The following is an 18863-nucleotide window of genomic DNA, read 5'->3' on the forward strand; positions in this document are numbered from 1 at the left end:
GGTTAGTGCAGGTATGGCGTTATGGCTCCGTTATCAACCGCGGCTGCTTTTTCCGACGGCGCAGTTTATCCATCATCAGGTACACCACCGGTGTGGTGTACAGCGTCAGCAGCTGGCTCATCACCAGCCCACCGGCAATGGTGATGCCCAGCGGCTGGCGCAGCTCCGCGCCGTCCCCGCTGGTCAGCACCAGCGGCAGCGCACCAAACAGCGCCGCCAGCGTGGTCATCAGAATCGGGCGGAAACGCAGCTGGCACGCCTGGAAAATGGCATCGCGCGCCAACAGGTTGCCGTTGCGCTCCGCCTCCAGCGCGAAATCCACCATCATGATGGCGTTCTTTTTCACGATACCGATCAGCAGCAGGATGCCGATCAGCGCAATCAGGCTGAACGGCGTATTAAACAGCTGCAGCGCCAGCAGCGCGCCGACGCCCGCCGAGGGCAGGGTAGAGAGAATCGTCAGGGGGTGCACGTAGCTCTCATACAGAATGCCGAGCACGATATACACCGCGGCAATCGCCGCCAGCATCAGCCACAGCTGGTTCGATTGCGAATCCTGAAATACCTGCGCGGTGCCGGCAAAGCTGCCGCGCACGCTGGACGGCACGCCAATCGCCGTGATGGTGCGGTCAATGGCCTCTGACGCCTGCGACAGCGAGACCCCTTCCGGCAGGTTAAACGAGATGGTCGAGGCCGCCGACAGCCCCTGATGGTTGACCGACAGCGGCGCGTTGGCCGGCTGCCATTTTGCAAACCAGCTCAGCGGAATCGCTTTGCCGTCGCTGTTGATCACGAACATCTGATCCAGCGCGCTGACATCCTGGGTATAGCGCGGATCCACCTCCATCACCACTTTGTACTGATTCAGCGGCTGGTAGATGGTGGAGATTTGCCGCTGGCCGAAGGCGTTATTCAGCAGCGCATTGGCCGCCGACACGTCGATGCCGAGGCGCGCCATGCTTTCGCGATCGTAAGTCAGCGCCATTTCGCTGCCGTTGTCCTGCTGATCCGAGTTCACATCGGCCAGCTCTGGCAGCGCGGCAAACGCCTGGCGGATTTTCGGCTCCCACTCGCGTAAATCGGCGAGGTTATCCGACAGCAGGCTGTACTGGTAGCTGGCGTTCGATTCGCGTCCGCCAACGCGAATATCCTGCACTGCATTGAGGTAGAGGTTGGCACCCGGTTCTTTCGCCAGCTTCACGCGCAGGCGGGCGATCACTTCCTGCGCGCTTTCGCTGCGTTCTGACAGCGGCTTGAGTGACACAAACATCGAGCCGCTGTTGGTGCGCGAGCCGCCGGTGAAGCCGGTGACGTTATCGACCGCCGGGTCAGCCTTGATGATGTTCATGAAATCCTGCAGCTTGCCGCGCATCGCCTGAAACGAAATGCTCTGATCGGCGGAGATAAAGCCGTTGAGACGGCCGGTGTCCTGCTCGGGCATAAAGGTTTTCGGGATGGCGATAAACAGCCAGATGGTCAGCCCGACGGTGCCGACCAGCAGCAACAGCACCCAGATCGCGTGGTTCAGCACCCAGCCCAGCGAGCGCGCATAGCCCTGCTGCACCGCCAGCAGCACGCGGCCAAATCCGCGCGTGCGCGGCTGGCTGCGCTTCGCCTGCGGTTTCAGCAGATACGCGCACATCATCGGCGTCAGTGTAATGGAGATAAACAGCGAGATGAGAATCGCCACCGACAGCGTGATGGCAAACTCCGAGAAGAAGCGGCCAATAATACCGCCAATCATCAGCAGCGGCAGGAACACCGCAATCAGCGACAGGCTCATCGACAGCACGGTAAAGCCCACCTCGCGCACCCCGGTGAGTGCCGCCTGCAGCGGCTTCATGCCGGCTTCGACGTGGCGCGCGATGTTTTCCAGCACCACAATGGCGTCATCCACCACAAAGCCGGTGGCGATGGTCAGCGCCATCAGCGACAGGTTATTCAGGCTGAAGCCGCACAGGTACATGGCGGCGAAGGTACCAATCAGCGATACCGGTACCGCCGCCGCCGGAATCAGCGTGGCGCGGCCGTCGCGCAGGAAGAAAAACACCACCAGAATCACCAGCGCCACGGCGATCACCAGCGATTGCTCCACTTCATGCAGCGAGGCGCGGATAGTGGGCGAACGGTCCTGGGCGATTTGCAGGTCGATAGCCGCCGGGATCACCTCATGCAGCTCCGGCATTTCCGCCCGGATGCGGTCGACGGTATCAATAATGTTGGCGTCCGGCGACTTGCGCACCACCAGCAGCACCGCCGGTTTACCGTTGGTCATCCCGGCGTTGCGCACGTCCTGCACCGAATCCTGCACGTTCGCCACATCGCTCAGCCGTACCGCCGCGCCGTTGTTGTAGTGCACCACCAGCGGCTGGTAGACGCTGGCGGTTTGCAGCTCATCGTTGGTCCGCACCTGCCAGCGCTGCTGGGTATCGTCGATGGCACCCTGCGGACGGCGCTGGTTGGCGTTGCTGATGGCGGTGCGCACCGCATCCAGCGACACGCCCTGATTAAACAGCGCCTGCGGATTGAGGTCGACGCGCACCGCCGGCAGCGAACTGCCGCCCACCGTGACATCGCCAACGCCATCAATCTGCGACAGCTTCTGCGCCAGTTGCGTCGACGCGTAATCATACAGCTGACCGGGTTTATAAATATCCGAGGTCATGGTGAGGATCATGATCGGCGCATCGGACGGGTTGGCTTTGCGGTAGGTTGGACGATTGGGCATGCCGGTCGGCAGCAGGCTTTGAGCAGCATTGATTGCCGCCTGCACGTCGCGCGCCGCGCCGTTGATGTCGCGGTCGAAATCAAACACCAGAATGATGCGCGTGCTGCCCAGCGAGCTGGTGGAAGTCATTTCACTGACGCCGGCAATGCGCCCCAGCGAGCGCTCCAGCGGCGTGGCGACCGAGGCCGCCATGGTTTCCGGCGACGCGCCGGGCAGCGAGGCCGAGATGAGAATCACCGGGAAATCCAGCTGCGGCAGCGGCGCCACCGGCAGCAGACGGAAGCCAAGAATACCCGCCAGCGCAATCGCCAGCGTCAGCAGCGTGGTGGCAACCGGCCGATGGATAAACAGGGCGAAAAACTTCACGACTGCGCCTCCGTGCCTTTCAGACGCCGGCGCGTGGCGTGGGCAAGGCGATCAAACAGCAGATAGATCACCGGGGTGGTAAACAGCGTCAGCACCTGGCTCAGCACCAGGCCACCGACCATGGCGATGCCGAGCGGACGACGCAGCTCCGCGCCGACGCCGGTGCTGAGCATCAGCGGCAGCGCGCCAAGCAGCGCCGCCAGCGTGGTCATCAGAATCGGCCGGAAGCGCAGCAGACAGGCCTGATAGATCGCCTCACGCGGCGCCATGCCCTGTTCACGCTCGGCGGCCAGCGCGAAGTCGATCATCATGATGGCGTTCTTCTTCACGATACCGATCAGCAAAATGATGCCGATGATGGCGATGATATCCAGCTCGTTGCCGCTCAGCATCAGCGCCAGCAGCGCACCAACGCCGGCGGTGGGCAGCGTCGACAGAATGGTAATCGGGTGGATGAAGCTCTCATACAGCACGCCGAGCACGATATACATTGCCACTACCGCCGCGACGATCAGCCAGATGGTGCTGGTCAGCGCCGCTTCAAACGCCAGCGTGCTGCCCTGGAACTGCGTCATCATCTCGGCCGGCATGCCGACCTGATCTTCCGCCGTGGTGATCGCCTGCAGCGCATCGCCGAGCGAGTAGCCGTGCGCCACGTCAAACGAGAAGGTGGCCGACGGGAACTGGTCGAGATGATTAATACTCAGCGCAGCGTGGCGCTCTTCGACTTGCGCGATGGCGCTGAGCGGCACGCTGCCGCCGTCGCTGCTGTTCAGGCGAATCGCGTCGAGGCTGGCGAGACCGGGGGTTTGCGTGTTGTCCTGCTCCAGCACCACGCGATACTGATTGGCTTGGGTGTAAATCGTTGAGATCAGGCGCTGGCCAAAGGCGTTGTACAGCGCGTTATCAATGTCGGCCATGCTGATGCCGAGCCGGCTGGCGCTGTCGCGATCGACGCGCACAAAGGCTTCCAGCCCCTGATCCTGCCAGTCGCTGCTGACGTTGCGCAGCTGCGGCAGCGTATTGAGCTGTGCCAGCAGTTTCGGCACCCAGCTGCCCAGCGACTCCAGCGAACCCGACTGCAGGGTAAACTGGTATGGCGTGCGGCTCGCCTGGGTATCAATGGTCAGGTCCTGTACCGGCTGCAGCCACAGCGACACGCCGGGCAGGCGATCGATCGCCTGCTGCAGCCGCTGCTGCACTGCCGGAATACGATCGTCACGCTGGTCCAGCGGTTTCAGGTTGATTTGCAGCCGCGCGCTGTTGAGCGCCGCGTTGGTGCCATCCACGCCGACGAACGAGGTCAGGCTCTGCACCGCCGGATCTTTCATAATGATCGACGCCACGTCGCGGGTGCGCTGCGCCATACTGGCGTAAGAGACCGACTGCGGCGCCTGCAGCGTGCCCTGAATGATGCCGTTGTCCTGCTGCGGGAAGAAGCCCTTCGGAATCACCACCCACAGCAGCACCGTTAGCAGCAGCGTGCCAAGCGCCACCGACAGCGTCAGCCACGGGTGGCGCAGCACGCGCGTCAGCCAGCGGCCATAGCCGGCAATCACCTTATCGAACATCGCCTCGCTGGCGCGGGAGAAGCGGTTCTGCCTGCGCAGCGATTCGGCGCTCAGCATGCGCGCGCACATCATCGGCGTCAGCGTCAGCGAGACCACCGCCGAGATCAGAATCGCCACCGCCAGCGTCACGGCGAACTCGCGGAACAAACGGCCAATCACGTCGCCCATAAACAGCAGCGGAATCAGCACCGCGATCAGCGAGAAGGTGAGGGAGATGATGGTGAAGCCAATCTCACCGGCACCTTTCAGCGCGGCGGTCATCGGCTTTTCGCCTTTTTCGATGTAGCGCGAGATGTTCTCGATTACCACGATGGCGTCATCGACCACAAAGCCGGTGGCGATGGTCAGCGCCATCAGCGTCAGGTTATTGATCGAAAAGCCAAGGAAATACATGGCGGCGAAGGTGCCGACCAGCGACAGCGGCACCGCGACCGCCGGAATAATGGTGGCCGGGACGTTGCGCAGAAACAGATAGATGATCATCACCACCAGCCCGATGGCCAGCATCAGCTCATGCTGGGTATCCGCTACCGAGGCGCGAATGTTGGTGGTGCGATCGGTGAGCAGTTTGACGTCAACCGACTTCGGCAGCGTGGCGGTCAGCGACGGCAGCAGCGTGCGGATGCTGTCAGCGGTAGCGATAATATTGGCGCCCGGCTGGCGCTGCACGTTCAGCACAATCGCCGGCTGACGGTTGGCCCAGGCGCCCAGCCAGCTGTTTTCTGCGCCCTGTTCAACCGTGGCGACGTCGCCCAGCCGCACCGGCGCGCCGTTGCTGTAGCTGACGATCAGCTTGCGGTAATCCTCCGCGGAGGTCATCTGGTCATTGGCTGACAGCGTGATGGAGCGCGTTGGGCCATCAAGACTGCCTTTCGCCGAATTGACGTTGGCGTTGCTGATGGCGGTGCGCACCGTCTCGCTGGTGAGGCCGAGGGCCGCCAGCGCCTGAGCGTTCATCTTCACCCGCACTGCCGGGCGCTGGCCGCCGGAGAGCGTGACCAGACCGACGCCGGAGACCTGGGAAATCTTCTGCGCCACCCGCGTCTCCACCATGTCCTGCACCTGCGTCAGCGGCATGCTGGTGGTGGTAACGGCCAGCGTCATGATTGGCGGATCGGCCGGATTGACTTTGCTGTACACCGGCGGATTCGGCAGATCGCCAGGCAGCAGGTTAGTGGCAGAGTTGATCGCCGCCTGCACTTCCTGTTCGGCAACGTCGAGCGCCAGCGTCAGCTGGAACTGCAGCGTAATCACCGAGGCACCGCCGGAGCTTTGCGACGCCATTTGCTTCAGGCCGGACATCTGCCCGAACTGGCGCTCAAGCGGCGCGGTAATCGACGAGGTCACCACATCCGGGCTGGCGCCGGGATAGAGCGTGACGACCTGAATGGTCGGATAATCGACTTCCGGCAGCGCGGAAACCGGCAGGAAGCGATAGCCCAGCACGCCGGCCAGCAAAATCGCGATCATCAGCAGCGTGGTGGCCACCGGGCGCAGAATAAACTGGCGTGACGGGCCGCCGCTGGCGTCGGGAGGCATCACCTGCATTATTGACGTTCTCCGCGAGCCGGTTGCGCCGCGCGCGTGCTGTGCGTGGCGGTACTCTGTGCGGCGACAATTTCCACCGTGGCGCCTTCGGTCAGGCGGTCGAGACCGTCGGTGACCACGCGCTGACCGGCCTGCAGCCCGGCATCAATCACCACTTTCTGGCTATCCTGCAGCCCGGCGGTGACGCGTTTCTTGCTCACTTTGTTATCGCTGTTCACCACCCAGACAAAGTGGCCGTCGTTGCTCATCTGCAGCGCGGCAGTCGGGATCACCACCGCGTTTTGCAGCGTATCCACCTTCAGCCGGGCATTAACAAACTGGTTGGGAAACAGGGCGTCGTCCTGATTGCTGAAGCGCGCCTTGAGTTTAATGGTGCCGGTGGTGACATCGATCTGGTTATCAATGCTCAGCAGCGCACCCGTGGTCAGCAGGGTTTTATTGCTGCGATCCCAGGCTTCAACCGGCAGCGGCTGGCCGCTTTTCTGGGCTTTCAGGATCTGGCTAATGTTGTTCTCGGCAACGCTGAACACCACGTCAATCGGGTGCGTCTGGGTGATCACCACCAGACCATTGGTATCGCCGGCGGTAATGTAGTTGCCGACATCCACCTGCTTCAGCCCGACGCGTCCGGCAATCGGCGCGGTGATGCGGCTGTAGGTCAGATTGAGCTGCGCGCTGGCCACATTGCCTTCGTCGGCTTTGATGGTGCCGAGGGTTTCACTGACCAGCGAGCGCTGGGTATCCAGCTCCTGCTGCGACACCAGCGAGGTTTTCGCCAGTTTTTCATAACGGCTGAGGTCGCGGCGCGCATTAGCCAGCGTCGCCTGATCTTTGGCCAGCTGGCCCTGCGCCTGGGTGAGCGCTACCTGCCATGGGCGGGGATCGATTTCTGCCAGCAGCGCGCCGGCCTCCACCTGCTGACCTTCCGTGAAGTGCAGCGCCATCAGCTGGCCGTCGACCCGGCTGCGCACCGTAACGGTGTTGGCCGCGGTGACGGTGCCGAGTCCGCTGAGGTAATAGGGCACGCTTTCGGTGGTCGCGGTTGCGGCCTGCACCGGTGCCAGCGGACGGCGTCCGCCGCCGTTGTTGCCACCGCGTCCGTGATGCGGCTGGCCATCAGCCTGGGTAGCCTGCGCAGGCTCGGCCGGATGCTGCCACCAGTAGTAAGCGCCCGCCAGCGCAGCCAGCACCACCACGCTAATCAGGCCTGTTTTTAATCGTTTATTCATTGCTCTGTGTGCTCTCCGGCGGTTTCGTTTTCCCCACATGCGCGCGCAAACGAACCGCGGCGCAAACGAAATGATTGTAGTCGCCCGGGCCGGGCAAAAATTGAAGGAATTAAGAATATCGCCCCGGGCACGCTAAGTATTCATATTCAGTAAATATTTTGGCAGCAATACGCATAAGCGTGACTTTTTCCTTTGCTAAGCTGAATGACAGACCAGTCTCGTTTCACTAAGGAGGATCACATGCGTCAACACAAAACCCGTCAGCTGGGCGACAGCGGTATCAGCGTGCCGCTGCTGACGTTTGGCGGCAACGTTTTTGGCTGGACGGTCGATGAAAAAACCTCGTTTTCACTGCTCGACGCGCTGGTGGAAAAGGGGCTGTTCTTCATTGATACCGCAGACGTTTACTCACGCTGGGCGCCGGGCAACGCCGGCGGTGAATCGGAAACCATCATCGGTAAATGGCTGAAAAAAAGCGGTAAGCGCGACAGTATCGTGCTCGCCACCAAGGTAGGCATGGAGCTGACGCCGGAGAAAACCGGGCTGAAACCGGCCTATATCCGCCAGGCCGTGGAAGATTCGCTGCGCCGCCTGCAGACGGATGTCATCGATCTCTACCAGGCGCACCGTGATGACGACAGCACGCCGCTGGTGGAGACGCTGAAAGCCTTCGACTCGCTGATCAAAGAGGGCAAAGTGCGGGCTATTGGTGCGTCCAACTACAGCGCGCAGCGCCTGCAGGAAGCGCTCGACATCAGTAAGCAGGAGGGACTGGCGCGCTATGAAACCCTGCAGCCGGAGTACAACCTGTACGATCGTCAGGAGTATGAAAGCGGACTGGAGCAGGTGGCGGTGACAAACGGTCTCGGCGTGATTAACTACTACTCGCTGGCCAGCGGTTTCCTGAGCGGGAAATACAAGAAACCGGAAGACGCCAGCAAAAGCGCGCGCGGCCAGGGCATTGTAGAAAAATACCTCAACGATCGCGGTAAGCGCATCATTGAAGCGCTGGAAGATGTCGCGGCCTCGCACGATGCCTCTGCTACTCAGGTGGCGCTGGCGTGGCAGATTGCGCGACCGAGCATCACGGCACCGATTGTCAGTGCCACCTCGCTGCAGCAGCTGGATGAGCTGGTGAAAGCCACCGAGCTGGAGCTCAGCAAGCAGGAGATTGAAGAGCTGGCCAGCGCCAGCAAGCCGTAACGCGAAGCGGGACGCTGCGGCGTCCCGTCACGTAATAATTTTTTCGCCACGCAAAAAATGCCTTTTTCCTCCAGAACATATCCATTCATCGATCGCTGTCACAATTGCGTTAAGTCACTGTCACCTTTGCACTCACTGCGCACAGATTTGCAAAAATTGACACAACCTCAGCATTATTCTCTGCCCGTTCCTCTCCGGAAATTCACAGAAGAATAATCATCATGAACAGAAAAAAAGCAGTGCAGCATATGCCTCGCCTGGCAGCGGGCACCCTGATGTTTGCCATGTTGAGTGCGTCGGCGGTGGCAGCCGATGCGTTCAGCTACGATTCTCCCTATATGTTTGGCGACTGGGGCGGTAACCGAACGCAGCTGGAAAACGACGGCGTGAAATTCGACGTTAACTACACCATGGAGAGTGCCTCGAACCTGGGCGGCGGTGCCGATACCAACACCTCGATGCGCTACAGCGATCAGTGGGCGTTTGGCCTGAATCTTGACCTGCAAAAACTGCTCGACTGGCAGGATGCGCAGTTCCAGATGACCATTACCGACCGTAACGGTCGCAATATCTCCGATCAGGTGGCAGACCGCCGTACCGGCATGCTGTCATCGGTGCAGGAAGTGTACGGACGTGGCCAGACCTGGCGTCTGACGCAGTTCTGGCTCAGCAAAGGGCTGTTTGATAACACCGTCAACCTGAAAGCCGGCCGCGTCACCGTCGGGGAAGATTTCGACAACTTCGACAGCAAGTTCCAGAACCTCGCATTCGGCAGCGGCCAGGCGGGTAACTGGCGCGGCGATCGCTGGTTTAACTGGCCGGTTTCCCAGTGGGGCGGCCGCGTGAAGGTTAACTTCACGCCGGAAGTGTTCTTCCAGGTGGGCTTCTACAACCAGAACAGTGCCAACTACGATCGCGGTGACGGTTTCCGTCTGGATACCAGCAACTCCGAAGGCAACCTGGTGCCGGTGGAACTGGGCTGGAAACCGACCTTCGGGCCGGCCAACCTGCCGGGTAACTACCGCATTGGTTACTACTACTCGTCGGCCAACGGCGATAATTACGGCAGCTGGCGCGATGGCGCTTATCAGAGCAAGGATCACGCTTACGGCGGCTACGTGCTGTTACAGCAGCAGCTGACCGCGCAGGGCGGCGATGCCAGCCGTGGCCTCGGCGTGACGGTGCAGGCGGTGATGAACGATCACAAAACCTCAAAAACCGACAACTATCAGTCGATCAGCTTTACCTGGAAAGGGCCGTTTGATGCGCGTCCGCAGGATGAGATTGGCGTCGGCGCGGCGCGTATTCACGTCAACAGCGCGTATACCCGTTCGCTGCGTCAGCAGAATGATGCCAACGGCGAAACTGATTTCGACAGCCCAACCTATCTGCCGATTCAGGATGGTTCCGAGTACAACTACGAGGTTTATTACAATGCGCAGCTGACCAAATGGCTGCAGCTGCGTCCAAACCTGCAATACGTGGTGGCACCGGGTGCGGTGAGCGAAGTGAAAGATGCGTTTGTCGGCGGCATCAGTGCGAACGTGAATTTCTAATCTGGCAGAATGTGTGACTTTTCCCTCTCCCTTTGGGAGAGGGCAGGGTGAGGGGAAAATCGCACGGAGCTGTCTGGCCCTCACCCTAACCCTAACCCTCTCCCGCAAGCGGGAGAGGGAATTATCTGAACATCACTTCGGCCCAGCGCGCCAGGCCGGCGGTGACCGAGCCGAAATCATCGCCGCTGGCGATGGGCGTGTCGGGCAGTGCCTGCTGCAGCGCGGCGCGCAGGATCGGCGAACGGGCGCTACCGCCGGTGAGGTAAATCACCTCCGGACGGGTGTCACAACTGGCCAGCGCCAGCTGCACCTGCTCAAGAATGCGCGCCAGCGGCTGGTTGATCGCCTCTTCCAGCTGCGCGGCGCTGATCTCCGCCTGCAGCGTTTGCGCAATAAACGCCAGCGAGGCCGCGGTTTCGCGCTGATCGGAGAGCGCAATCTTGCTCTCTTCCGCCGCGCGCACCAGCCGGTAGCTCAGCTTTTGCTGCCAAACTTTCAGCAGATGCGCGACTTTATCGCCCTGTTCGGCATCACGCACCAGATCGCGCAGCAGCTTACCGCTGGCGGCCGAGTAGAAGTCGCTTTGTGCCGGTACATCGTTAATCGCCACCGCGTTCCACCACGGCAGCGCGGGCAGGGCAGTGCCCTTCAGCGTGTTACCGCCCAGACCCAGCAGCGGCATCAGCGTTTTGAACGCCAGCATGATATCGAGGTCGTTACCGCCGACGCGGCAGCCGCTGTGGCCAAGCAGGCTGGCACGGCGATCGGACTGATTACGCCACTGCGGACCCATCAGCAGCATGGAGCAGTCGGTGGTTCCGCCGCCGATATCCACCACCAGCACGCGTGTCTCCTGCTGCAGCGTGGCTTCAAACTCCAGACCGGCGGCAACCGGCTCGAACTGAAACTCGACGTCGCGGAACCCGGCACGCTGTGCAGCACGCAGCAGAATGCCCTGCGCCTGCTGGTTGGCGTCTTCACCGCCCAGCCCCTGGAAGTTGATTGGCCGGCCAATCACTGCCTGGTCAATCGGTTGATCGAGCTGGGTTTCACCCTGCTGGCGAATGTGCAGCATCATGGCGCACACCAGATCTTCAAAGAAGGCGATCTGCTGGGGTTTCAGGCCGCTGGCACCGAGGAACGACTTCGGCGATTTGACGAACCACACCTCTTCCGGATCGACCATATAGTGCTGCAGCGCGGTCAGACCAAACTGCACGCTGGCAGGCGTCACCTCGATATCCTCTTCGCGGTTATAACGCAGCGCGCGCTGCAGCAGCGCGGTGCTTTCGCTGTCTGGCGTGGGGACCTGATGATGGCGATGCAGCCATTCACTGATGGCTTCGCGCGTGGGCGCGCAAATCATGGAGGGAAGCAGGCGCTGACCGTTTTCCAGGGTCAGTAACCGCGGTGTGCCGCTATCCGTTACCGCGATGGAACAGTTAGCCGTGCCGTAGTCGAATCCGATAAACATTGTATCCCCCATGCCAGAAAAAAGGGGGCGACTTTAGCGCAGCCAACGCGGGCTGGCAATGGGCAGCGCCGCAGTTTATCCCTGAACTTCCTGGTAAACCTGATACTGGCCGCGCCCGGCGTGTTTGGCGCTGTAACAGGCGACATCGGCCTGCGACATCACCACATTGCTGATGCAGTTATGCTGATCGATTTGCGTGATACCGGCGCTGGCACCGACGTGATACGGCCGGTCCTGCCAGATAAAGGTAAAGTCATGCACCGCGCTGACGATGCCCTGCACCACCTCGCGCACCTGGTCAACATTGCTGTAGGGCAGCAGCAGGCCAAATTCGTCACCGCCGAGGCGCGCCAGCACATCGCTATTGCGCAGGTGCTGTTGCATGAGATCGGCCAGTGCGCGCAGCAGCGCATCGCCAGCGGCATGGCCGGCGGTATCGTTGACCGCTTTAAACTTATCCAGATCGATAAACACCAGCACGTGCTCGCTGTGATGCGCGGCGGCGTCATTCACCAGTCGCTTCAGCTGCTGCTCAAAGCTGTGACGGTTCGGCAAACGCGTCAGCATATCGTGGGAGGCGCTGTAGCTCAGGCGTTTCATCATGCGGCGCGACTCGCTGACGTCATGAATGACCATTACGGCACCAATGTCGCTGCCGGTCAGGGTTTTCAGCGGCGTGATGCTGTAGTGAATCTCGACCTGGGCACCATCCGGGGTATGCAACACCAGCTCTTCTTCGAGGTCCGGTGTGGTTTTGCTGGCGGGCAGGCTGCACAGCAACAGATTCTCCACCCGCGGCCCCTGCGCACCACGCGTAATCGTCAGTAGTTCGCTCAGCGCCACGCCAGCCGCTTTCGCCTGCGGCCAGCCGCTCAGCGCCTCGGCCACCGGATTCATGAAGGTCACCCGCATCTCATCGTCAGTACAAATCACCGCTTCACCGATCGAGTCGAGGGTGATGGCCATGCGTTCCTTCTCCTGGAACAGCGCTTCATTCAGCGTGCGCAGCGAGGTGATGTCCTGACAAATGCCCAGCATGCGTTCGATCTGCCCATCCTTGCTGATGATGCTATTGGCCTCGGAGCGCACGTAGCGCACGCCCTGCGGCAGATTGATGCGGTACTCCAGCTGGAAGGCGCTGCGGCGTTCAATCGCCTGCTGAATGATGAGCGCGGCCGCTTCACGTTCCTGAACATCGACCAGATGCAGCCACAGGTCGTAGCTCGGCACCCGGTGCGGCTCCAGCGCAAACAACTCGTACATGCGCTTGTCCCATAACATCTCGCCGTTTAGCAGGTTCCACTCCCACACGCCGATGCCGCCCGCTTCATTGGCCAGCGTGATGCGCTCCATCAGCCGCTGGTTGACCTGCTCGCTCTGCTTCAGCTCGGAGATATCCACAATCTGCGCGATAAAGTAGAGCGGTTGCAGCCGCGCATCACGCACCATCGAGACCGTGAGGCGCGCCCAGACGATCTCGCCATCTTTGCGGAAATAGCGCTTCTCCAGGGTATAGGTCAGGATCTCACCGGCGATCAGCCGCTCCAGCTGTTGCAGGTCGCTGTTGAGATCGTCCGGATGGGTGATCTGCTGGAAGGTGAGTTTTTTCAGCTCCTCCGCCGCGAAGCCCAGCGTGCGGCACAGCGACTGGTTGACCTGCTGCCAGCCGCCTTCCGGCGATACCAGCGCCATGCCGATGGCGGAATACTCCATGGCGTTGCGGAAGCGGGTTTCGCTTTCGCTGATGTGGTGCTTTTCACGCTGGAAGGCATCCATCACCAGCGACATTACGTGGCTCGGCAGCAGCACCAGCAGAAACGGCAGCCAGGTGCTGATCTGGCCGAGCAGCAGGTCGTTGCGCGCCAGGTTGACCCAGTCGAGCGCCAGCAGCAGCGAGATAAAGCTGGCGTTGAGGAAAAACAGCAGAAAGGCTTCGAATTTGGGCAGGCGCACCGCGCACCAGAACAGAATCACCACGATAAAGGTAAACGGCCACGGCAGGAAGCGCAGCGCCAGATAGCTGGCCAGCAGCGTGACGATCAGCGTGAGCAGCGTCTCCAGCTGACGTTCCGGCGTGATCAGCTGGCGCAGCGGTTTATCAGGCCACAGCAGCAGCACCGGACCGAAGGCCAGCACGCCAATCACTTCAGAGATCACCCAGGTGGAGAAAAACGGCAGCGAGGCGTGGCCGTCGACGTGCAGCATCCACAGCGCCACCACGCCGCCCAGCAGCGGCGCGATCAGGCCCGCAGCCAGCGCAAAGCGTATCCAGTCGGCCAGTGAGTTGAGCGGGGCTTTGCGGTCCAGCAGCGCGCGCAGCATCAGCCCGCCGAGGATGGCCTGCACCATATTAAGGATGGCGAATTTGACATTGCTCAGGGCCGGGCCGATCACCAGCAGATTGGCCAGCGCCGTGCCGAGCACGCAGCTGGCCAGCAGCAGCGGTACCTGTCCCGAGGGTGCGCGGAACACCACGATGGTCATTAACGCGGTGGAGTACCAGAGCGGGGAAATGCGGCCGCTGACGACAATCAGTTCCAGACAGAACAGCGTCAGTAAAAATGCCAGCGCGCAAAGCAGCAGGGCGCTGAGCCACTTTTTTTGCGGATTATCCTGCGAGGTTATTATCTCAAGAGTCATGCACGAATCCAGCAGCGCGCATTGATTACTCGAAGAAAAATGCGCCAGTCAATCTCTCAATCCATGCTAGCACATCTGTCAGATATCTTTGTGCGGAAATGTTTTTTTGCGGCCTGCATCCAGGTGCGCATGAATGTGCACCCTACAAAAACGGTGAAATCTGCTGGCAGTATCGCGCCTGTTGGATCTGCAGGGATTCAGGTAAGGACACGACAAATTGCACGATTTGTAGCGGCGCGATTTAGCGCGCAATAAATTGCGCCGCTACCGTATGTGCAATCATTTGTGGAACGTGTTCAAAACGTAATGGACAGACCTTACACCCTTTACCGCGCAACGCACTCAGCGGAACAAATCGGCGCGGGTGAAGGGCTTTTCCAGCCCGGCGAGGTCAGCGGAAAAACGCTCGAGGAACTGCTGGGTGGTGGCGACGCGGCCGTGGCCCATCAGCAACAGCGGAATCAGAAATGCCACTGCCACCTGCACCACGCTAAAACCCTTCAGCGCGGTGCGACGCTGGCTCAGCAGGAACGCGCTGCTCAGGGTAAAGCCCAGCATCAGTCCGGCCAGCACTTCACTTACCGAGTGCGCATGGATCACCAGACGCGATAATCCCACCATCAGCGGAATCAGATAGCCGATACCGATGGTCAGGGCGCGCCAGAACGTGGGCCAGCGGCCGGAAATCAGCCACATCATCACCGGCCACAGCGTCGCTGACATCGCGCTATGGCCGCTGAAACCGGTAAAGTTATAACGCGCGCTGCCAATGCCGAAGCCGAGAAACATAATTTTCGAGATGCTGACCAGCAGGCCCGCCAGGCCAAACGCCAGCAGCCAGTACCAGACGGTGCGACGGTTGTCGCTTTTCCACGGCAGCACCAGTGCGATGATCACCGCAGTGGGGATCAGCAACATACTGTCGCCGAAATAGGTCAGGGTTCTCCAGCTCATACTTTTCCTTGCAACGACTATCGGGCTCCCGCCAGTCACACGGCGGGCAGAGAAACAGTGTATCGATTAAGCCGCTGGCTGCAAAACGGGATAGTCTGAAAAGGCGGCGCGCCGGTTTTCACTGGCATCAACCCGGTGAAATCCCTATAATTGCCGCCAACTAACCCTCTCAATCGGCCTGTTTTTGTGCAGACAGAAACCGGCTCCAGTTATCAGGTCTTAAAAAAGTATGACTGACAAGTCTCATCAGTGCGTGATCGTTGGCATTGCAGGTGCATCCGCATCCGGAAAAAGTCTTATTGCCAGCACGCTCTATCGTGAAATCCGTGACCAGGTCGGTGACGAGCATATCGGTGTGATCCCCGAAGATGCCTACTATAAAGATCAAAGCCACCTCACCATGGAAGAGAGGGTGAAAACCAACTACGACCATCCGAGCGCGATGGACCACGATTTGCTGCTGCAGCATCTGCGCGCACTGAAGGCCGGCGAAGATATCGACCTGCCGGTTTACAGCTACGTTGAGCATACCCGCACCGATGAGTGTATTCACCTGAAGCCGAAGAAAGTGATTATTCTGGAAGGGATTCTGCTGCTGACCGATGCACGGCTGCGCCAGGAGCTTAACTTCTCGATCTTCGTTGATACCCCGCTGGATATCTGCCTGATGCGCCGTATGAAGCGCGACGTCAACGAGCGCGGGCGCTCGATGGACTCGGTGATGAGCCAGTACCAAAAGACCGTGCGCCCGATGTTCCTGCAGTTTATTGAGCCTTCCAAGCAGTATGCCGACATCATTGTGCCGCGCGGTGGTAAAAACCGCATCGCCATTGATATCCTCAAGGCCAAAATTAACCAGTATCTTTGACGACGCCCGTCCGGTTCAGCGTGACCGGAACGGGACACCGTGCGTCCGGATGGACGTGACGCGAACGGTTTGTCACAACCTGACCACCTTTCGCTACACTTAAATCATGGAGTTTCTGCGATGAGATTATGCGATCGCGATATTGAAAGCTGGCTGGACAGCGGCAAGCTGGCCATCGATCCCCGTCCGCCGGTTGAGCGCATCAACGGTGCCACCGTGGATGTGCGCCTCGGTAACCAGTTCCGTACCTTTAGCGGCCACACCGCACCGTTTATAGATTTGAGTGGTCCAAAGCATGAAGTGAGCGCGGCGCTGGATCGCGTGATGAGCGATGAGATTGTGCTGCCGGAAGGCGAAGCGTTCTTTCTGCATCCGGGAGAACTGGCGCTGGCGGTGACGCTGGAATCCGTCACCATCCCCGACGATCTGGTGGGCTGGCTGGATGGCCGTTCGTCGCTGGCGCGCCTCGGGCTGATGGTGCACGTTACCGCGCACCGCATCGACCCGGGCTGGCAGGGCCGTATCGTGCTGGAGTTTTACAACTCCGGCAAGCTGCCGCTGGCGCTGCGTCCCGGCATGCTGATTGGCGCACTGAGCTTTGAACCGCTGTCCGGGCCGGCGGCGCGTCCTTACAATCGCCGCGAAGACGCCAAATATCGCGGGCAGCAGGGCGCTGACGCCAGCCGTATTGATAAAGACTAACGTTTCTCCTGGAGTGATTTCGCGCCAGCGGCCTGAAATCTGACGGTGATGAGGATGCAATGAGAAGACTGATAACCACGCTGGCCATCCTGTTAGTGGTGGTCGTAGCGGGCATGACGGCACTGGTGTTGCTGGTCAATCCCAACGACTTTCGTACCTATATGGTACAGCAGGTAAAACAGCGCAGTGGTTATCAGCTTGAAGTGAGCGGCGACCTGCGCTGGCACGTCTGGCCGCAGCTCAGCATTCTGGCGGGCCGCATGAGCCTGACCGCGCCCGGCGCCAGCCAGCCGATGGTGACCGCCGATAATATGCGTCTGGACGTCAATCTGTGGCCGCTGCTGTCGCATCAGCTGAGCGTCAGTCAGGTGATGCTGAAAAACGCGATTATTCGCGCCACGCCAGACAGCGCGGTGCAGAAACCGCAGGGCGCGCCGATTGAGCCGGGCGACAGTGAACCGGCCATCGCCGCCAGCAACGGCTGGACCTTTAACATCAGTAAACTGCGCATTGCCGATAGCCTGCTCATCTGGCAGCAGCCGGGCGGTGACGAGTATAACTTCCGCGATCTCAACCTCAATCTGAATCAGGACGATAACCGGCAGGCCAGCGTTGAGCTGGCGACCCGCGTGTCGCGCAATCAGCGCAATCTCAGCCTGAACCTGAAAGGGCAGATGGACGTGGCGCACTATCCGCACCGTATCAGCGGCCAGCTGGATGAACTGGAGTACACGCTTGACGGCGCCAACCTGCCGCCGCAGGGCATCAAGGGCACGCTGAGCGGGCAGGCGCTGTGGGATGGCGACCAGCAGCAGTTTGCGCTGAACAAGCTGCAGTTAACCGCGAACGACAGCGCCCTCGACGGCAGCGCTGAGGGCCGGCTGGCCCTGCCGCAGCAGCTCAACCTCGCGCTGCATGCGACCTCGCTCAATCTGGATAACCTGATGGCCAGCGCGCCCGCCAGCGATAACAGCACCACGCAGCAGGCTAACGTGATGCGCACGCCGGTGATCGCTGAGCCGCGCGCGCACAATAATGCCGACTCGCCGCTCAATAGCATGGATTTGCAGCTGACGCTCGACGCTGACAGCAGCGTGTGGCGCGGTCTGACGCTCAGCAATCTGCAAATTGACGCCCGCAATCAGCGCGGACTGCTGACGCTCAACAAGCTGCAGGGCAAATTTGGTGACGGCCACTTTTCCATTCCCGGCTCGGTGGATATCCGTCAGCCGGTCACGCAGGTGGCGTTTCAGCCGGAGCTGAGCAGCATTGCCATCGCGCCGCTGCTTAAAGCGCTGGAACTGCCGGCTTCGCTGCAGGGCACGGTCTCGCTCAAGGGCGACATCAGCGGTGCCGGGCTGAGCGTGGCGGAGGCGAAACAGAACTGGCAGGGCAATGCAGAACTGGAAGCGACTAATCTGCAGCTGGCGCAGCTGAATTTACAGCAGATGGTGCGCCGCGCCGTGGCGCGCGTCAGCAATCGCGTCAGTAACGATCAGCCGGATGATCAGGGAATTGAACAGTTAAGCGGGCGCATCAGCCTGAAGCAGGGCAACGTCACGCTGCCGGATCTGCAGGGCGGCAGTAGTCGGCTGGCACTGCAAACCCACGGCAACGTGGATGTGGTCAAGCAGCAGCTGGATGTCACCATTAATATGATTCTGCGCGGCTGGCAGGGCGACGACCGGCTGGCGAAAGTCCTCAACGGCCAGCCGATTCCGCTGCGCATGTACGGCAGCTGGGGCAATCTGCAGTATTCGCTGCCGGTGGATGACGTGGTGCGCCAGCAGTTACAGGGCGAAGCTAAAACGCGCCTCAATCAGTGGCTGGATAGCCAGAAGTCTGCACCGCGGCAATAAAAGGACCAGGGCGACGTTATCGGATTGTTCATCGCGCGATGATTCGCGCCGCGACCCCGCGTTGCACTGACGGGTAGCGGCGCAATTTATTGCGCAATGTACAACGGTGCGGATGTCAGGCATGCGCGATAAATCGCGCCGCTACAAATCGCAACACTGGTGGCC

General features: G+C 60.6%; 11 protein-coding genes. 5 read left to right on the forward strand and 6 right to left on the reverse strand.

Annotation, left to right across the window (positions count from 1 at the left end; all coding sequences use genetic code 11):
* Window positions 1-19 precede the first annotated feature (19 nt).
* Genes mdtC through F3J36_RS11220 form a run of 3 tightly spaced genes read right to left on the reverse strand, consistent with a single transcriptional unit; the run spans window position 20 to window position 7442 of the window.
* Window positions 20-3094: a multidrug efflux RND transporter permease subunit MdtC gene (gene mdtC / locus F3J36_RS11210; protein ID WP_166719695.1), complete on the reverse strand. Its 3075-nt coding sequence runs from the start codon at window positions 3092-3094 to the stop codon at window positions 20-22.
* Complete coding sequence (locus tag F3J36_RS11215) at window positions 3091-6213, reverse strand: MdtB/MuxB family multidrug efflux RND transporter permease subunit (protein WP_166719696.1); 3123 nt, start codon at window positions 6211-6213, stop codon at window positions 3091-3093. The genes mdtC and F3J36_RS11215 overlap by 4 nt, the downstream gene beginning before the upstream one ends.
* Window positions 6213-7442: an MdtA/MuxA family multidrug efflux RND transporter periplasmic adaptor subunit gene (locus F3J36_RS11220; RefSeq protein WP_088516600.1), complete on the reverse strand. Its 1230-nt coding sequence runs from the start codon at window positions 7440-7442 to the stop codon at window positions 6213-6215. Before F3J36_RS11220 ends, F3J36_RS11215 begins: the two co-directional genes overlap by 1 nt.
* A 240-nt stretch (window positions 7443-7682) precedes the next feature.
* Between F3J36_RS11220 and F3J36_RS11225 the strand changes: the two genes are divergently transcribed.
* Complete coding sequence (locus tag F3J36_RS11225) at window positions 7683-8645, forward strand: aldo/keto reductase (RefSeq protein WP_166719697.1); 963 nt, start codon at window positions 7683-7685, stop codon at window positions 8643-8645.
* Window positions 8646-8866: 221 nt separating this feature from the next.
* Window positions 8867-10201, forward strand: a complete 1335-nt coding sequence (locus tag F3J36_RS11230) for a carbohydrate porin (protein WP_021509317.1) — start codon at window positions 8867-8869, stop codon at window positions 10199-10201.
* 121 nt (window positions 10202-10322) lie between these two features.
* Here the strand turns inward: F3J36_RS11230 and yegD are convergent, their stop codons facing one another.
* The 3 genes from yegD to F3J36_RS11245 form a co-directional block, all read right to left on the reverse strand.
* On the reverse strand, window positions 10323-11675 hold the full coding sequence (gene yegD / locus F3J36_RS11235) for a molecular chaperone (protein WP_021509318.1): 1353 nt from the start codon (window positions 11673-11675) through the stop codon (window positions 10323-10325).
* Window positions 11676-11750: 75 nt separating this feature from the next.
* On the reverse strand, window positions 11751-14315 hold the full coding sequence (locus tag F3J36_RS11240; RefSeq protein ID WP_166719698.1) for a diguanylate cyclase: 2565 nt from the start codon (window positions 14313-14315) through the stop codon (window positions 11751-11753).
* A 342-nt stretch (window positions 14316-14657) separates the two neighbouring features.
* Window positions 14658-15269, reverse strand: a complete 612-nt coding sequence (locus F3J36_RS11245; protein ID WP_021509320.1) for a phosphatase PAP2 family protein — start codon at window positions 15267-15269, stop codon at window positions 14658-14660.
* A gap of 229 nt (window positions 15270-15498) precedes the next feature.
* On the opposite strand from F3J36_RS11245, the gene udk reads away from it, so the two are divergent.
* The 3 genes from udk to asmA all read left to right on the forward strand — a co-directional run bounded on the left by udk (window position 15499) and on the right by asmA (window position 18698).
* Window positions 15499-16137 carry a uridine kinase gene (gene udk, locus F3J36_RS11250; protein ID WP_010615887.1) on the forward strand — a complete coding sequence of 213 codons (639 nt, stop codon included), beginning with the start codon at window positions 15499-15501 and terminating at the stop codon, window positions 16135-16137.
* A gap of 120 nt (window positions 16138-16257) precedes the next feature.
* Window positions 16258-16839, forward strand: a complete 582-nt coding sequence (gene dcd / locus F3J36_RS11255) for a dCTP deaminase (protein ID WP_021509321.1) — start codon at window positions 16258-16260, stop codon at window positions 16837-16839.
* Between the two features lie 59 nt (window positions 16840-16898).
* Complete coding sequence (asmA, locus tag F3J36_RS11260) at window positions 16899-18698, forward strand: outer membrane assembly protein AsmA (RefSeq protein ID WP_166719699.1); 1800 nt, start codon at window positions 16899-16901, stop codon at window positions 18696-18698.
* Window positions 18699-18863: the final 165 nt, after the last annotated feature.

Source organism: Pantoea sp. Cy-640 (assembly GCF_011752635.1).
Lineage (GTDB): Bacteria > Pseudomonadota > Gammaproteobacteria > Enterobacterales > Enterobacteriaceae > Pantoea > Pantoea dispersa.